This window comes from Micromonospora maritima (genome assembly GCF_902825405.1).
GTDB lineage: Bacteria > Actinomycetota > Actinomycetes > Mycobacteriales > Micromonosporaceae > Micromonospora > Micromonospora maritima.
Map to the genome: position 1 here is coordinate 1 of NZ_CADEAU010000488.1, position 3,859 is coordinate 3,859.

3 protein-coding genes and 1 pseudogene are annotated in these 3,859 nt (G+C 72.6%); 3 read left to right on the plus strand and 1 reads right to left on the minus strand.

All coding sequences use genetic code 11. The features are described from left to right. On the minus strand, positions 1-781 hold a 781-nt coding region (locus HUW36_RS27600), incomplete at its 3' end, for a glycerate kinase (RefSeq protein WP_174530813.1). Positions 782-824: 43 nt separating this feature from the next. Here HUW36_RS27600 and nadA point away from each other — a divergent pair. The 3 genes and pseudogenes from nadA to HUW36_RS27615 form a co-directional block, all read left to right on the plus strand. Then, positions 825-2,000, plus strand: a complete 1,176-nt coding sequence (gene nadA / locus HUW36_RS27605; protein ID WP_174530814.1) for a quinolinate synthase NadA — start codon at positions 825-827, stop codon at positions 1,998-2,000. Between the two features lie 214 nt (positions 2,001-2,214). After that, the gene (gene murA, locus HUW36_RS27610) at positions 2,215-3,570 is read left to right on the plus strand and encodes a UDP-N-acetylglucosamine 1-carboxyvinyltransferase (RefSeq protein ID WP_174530815.1); all 1,356 of its coding nucleotides are present in this window, start codon (positions 2,215-2,217) and stop codon (positions 3,568-3,570) included. Between the two features lie 69 nt (positions 3,571-3,639). Then, positions 3,640-3,859: pseudogene (locus HUW36_RS27615) on the plus strand (DUF3043 domain-containing protein); the annotation flags it as partial.

The following is a 3,859-nucleotide window of genomic DNA, read 5'->3' on the forward strand; positions in this document are numbered from 1 at the left end:
CGAGTCCGCCGGCGGCGCCGCCGCCGGGCAGCGCACCGAGCCCGGACGGGCAGCCGGGCAGCCGCTCGACAAGCACGTCGGCCCAGCGTTCCAGCGCGGCGTCGAGCAGCAGCACGTCCGCCCGGGTGGCGCCCTTCTGCGGCCCGAAGACGCTGCTCGCGCCGTGCAGCCCGAGCAGCGGGTTGTCCACGTCGGTGGCGGCGACCAGCGCCGCGCCGCGCAACCGGGGAGCGCCGTCGAGCCCGGCCACGACCGCGAGCGCCGCGCCCCCGTACGGCAGGGCCCGTCCGGCCCCGTCGAGCGGTGTCACGCCGAGCGGGACGAGCATCCCGGCGCCCCCGTCGTTGGTGGCCGAGCCGCCCAGCCCGACCACCACGGTCCGCGCGCCCGCCTCGACCGCGGCGGCGACGAGCAGGCCCAGCCCGTACGAGGTGGTCGCCTTCGGGTCGCGCTCGGCGGCCGACAGCAGGTGCAGGCCGCACGCCTGGGCGCTCTCCAGGTAGGCCACGCCGTCGTCGGTGAGCAGGATCTCACCGGCGGCCGGGCGGCCGAGCGGGTCGACCGTGGGCACCGGCAGCCGGCGCCCGCCGAGCGCCTCGGCGAGCACGGCGACGAACCCGGGTCCGCCGTCGGCGAGGGGTCGCAGCAGCAGCTCGTCGTCGGGGGCGACGCTGCGCCAGCCCTCGGCCGCCGCGGCGGCGACCTCCGGGGCCGGGAGCGTGCCGGCGAACTTGTCCGGGCAGAACAGCACGCGCATGCCGAGCAGTGTGGCAGGCCACATCGGTGGTGGCTGCGCGGCGGCCGCCCTGTGGGACCATGGGGGCGTGACTTCGACCTGGGTTGAGCCCTCCAACACCGCCACTGCGCTGCTGCTCCTCGGCCGCGGCAGCGATCCCGCCACCGAACGTGGCGTGGAGTGTCCGGGTGACCTCCCCGCGCCGAGCGACCCCGACCTGGTGGCCCGCGCGGCGGCGGCGAAGGCCGCGCTCGGCACGAAGGTGTTCGTGCTGGGCCACCACTACCAGCGCGACGAGGTGATCCAGTTCGCCGACGTGACCGGCGACTCGTTCAAGCTGGCCCGGGAGGCCGCGGCCCGGCCCGACGCGGAGTACATCGTCTTCTGCGGCGTGCACTTCATGGCCGAGAGCGCCGACATCCTCACCTCGGACGCGCAGAAGGTGATCCTGCCCGACCTCGCCGCCGGCTGCTCGATGGCCGACATGGCCGTGCTGACACAGGTCGAGGCCGCCTGGGACACGCTTACCGATCTGGGCGTCGCCGCCGACACGGTCCCGGTGACCTACATGAACTCCTCGGCCGACATCAAGGGCTTCGTCGGCCGCAACGGCGGGGTGGTGTGCACCTCGTCCAACGCCAAGCGCGCCCTGGACTGGGCGTTCGAGCAGGGCCGCAAGGTGCTGTTCCTGCCCGACCAGCACCTGGGCCGCAACACCGCCGTGCTGGAGATGGGCTTCTCGCTCGACGACTGCGTGCTCTACGACCCGCACAAGCCGAACGGCGGGCTGACTCCGGAGCAGCTGCGGGACGCGAAGATGATCCTGTGGCGCGGCCACTGCTCGGTGCACGGCCGCTTCACGCTGGACAGCGTGAACGACGTACGCGAGCGGGTGCCGGGCGTGAACGTGCTGGTGCACCCGGAGTGCCGGCACGAGGTGGTGAACGCGGCCGACCTGGTCGGCTCGACCGAGTTCATCATCAGGACGATCGAGGCGGCCCCGGCCGGCTCGGCGTGGGCGGTGGGCACCGAGCTGAACCTGGTCCGCCGGCTCGCCCTGGCCCACCCGGACAAGCAGATCATGTTCCTCGACCGGGCGGTCTGCTACTGCTCGACGATGAACCGGATCGACCTGCCGCACCTGGTCTGGGCACTGGAGGAGCTGGTCGCGGGCCGCGTGGTCAACCAGATCACGGTCGACCCCGACACGGCCCGACACGCCCGGGCGGCTCTGGACCAGATGCTCGCCCTCCCGGGGGCCTGATCACCCTCGGTCACCCCGCTGGCACGGAAACGCACCGGACACCCCGGTTCGTGCCCTCGCTGGCGATGTGACCGATTCCATTCTCGTCACGGAGGGCTATGCTGCCCGGGGCGACGACACACGCGGGCCGTTTTCCTGCGACCGCGTTCCGGGTAGCGATGTACTTCGCACGCCCCCCACCTACACGGCAACACCCAACGCGCTGGAGGTTGCGTTGACCGACGACGTCCTGGTCGTACACGGAGGCACGCCGCTCGAAGGGCGGATCCGCGTGCGCGGCGCGAAGAACCTCGTGTCCAAGGCGATGGTGGCCGCCCTGCTCGGCGACACACCCAGCCGGCTGTTCGACGTGCCTCGGATCCGCGACGTCGAGGTGGTCCGCGGCCTGCTCGGCCTGCACGGCGTCAAGGTCAGCGACGGTGACGAGGAGGGCGAGCTGGTCTTCGACCCCTCCAACGTCGAGAGCGCCAGCACCGACCAGATCAACGTGCACGCCGGGTCCAGCCGGATCCCGATCCTGTTCTGCGGCCCGCTGCTGCACCGGCTCGGCCACGCCTTCATCCCCGACCTGGGCGGCTGCCACATCGGCCCGCGCCCGATCGACTTCCACCTCCAGGCGCTGCGCGAGTTCGGCGCCACGGTCGACAAGACCCCGGAGGGGCTGCACCTGTCCGCCCCGAACGGGCTGCACGGCACCAAGTTCGCGCTGCCGTACCCGAGCGTGGGCGCCACCGAGCAGGTGCTGCTCACCGCGGTGATGGCCGAGGGCGTCACCGAGCTGCGCAACGCGGCGGTCGAGCCGGAGATCATCGACCTCATCTGCGTGCTGCAGAAGATGGGCGCGATCATCAAGGTCCACACCGACCGGGTGATCGAGATCCAGGGCGTGAAGAAGCTGCACGGCTACACCCACCGGCCGATCCCGGACCGGATCGAGGCGGCGAGCTGGGCGGCGGCGGCGCTGGCCACCCGCGGCCACGTCGAGGTGCTGGGCGCCCAGCAGGCCGACATGATGACCTTCCTGAACATCTTCCGGTCGGTCGGCGGCGAGTACGAGGTCACCGACCTGCGCCCGCCGCGCGGCGGCAGCGCCGGCCAGGAGGGCGGGATCCGGTTCTGGCACCCGGGCGGCGAACTGAACGCGGTCGCCCTGGAGACCGACGTGCACCCCGGCTTCATGACCGACTGGCAGCAGCCCCTGGTGGTCGCGCTCACCCAGGCCCGGGGCCTGTCGATCGTCCACGAGACGGTCTACGAGCAGCGGCTCGGCTACACCGAGGCGCTGAACACGATGGGCGCCAACATCCAGGTCTACCGGGACTGCCTCGGCGGCACCCCGTGCCGCTTCGGCCGGCGCAACTTCAAGCACTCCGCGGTGATCGCCGGCCCGAGCAAGCTGCACGCGGCCGACCTGGTCATCCCGGACCTGCGGGCCGGCTTCAGCCACCTCATCGCGGCGCTGGCCGCCGAGGGCACCTCCCGGGTGTACGGCGTGGACCTGATCAACCGCGGCTACGAGGACTTCGAGGCCAAGCTGGCCGACCTGGGCGCGCACGTCGAGCGTCCCTGACCACACTTTCCCGTCGGCCCGGTGCACCGCGTGTGCACCGGGTCGACGCGTTTGGCTACCCTTGCCGGCGTGCCGTCGTTGTTTCGTCGCAAGCCCGCCGACCTCGTCGAGGATTCCGTCACCACGGTGACGACCGACGAGGAGTCCGCCGCTGCCCGCTCCCGGGGCTACACGCCCAGCAAGAAGGAGCTCGGGCAGACCACTCCGAAGCGCCCGGCCGCCGGTCGCCGGCCGACCGCCCCGGCCCGCGCGCTGACCAAGGAGGAGGCCCGGGAGCAGCGCCGCGCGG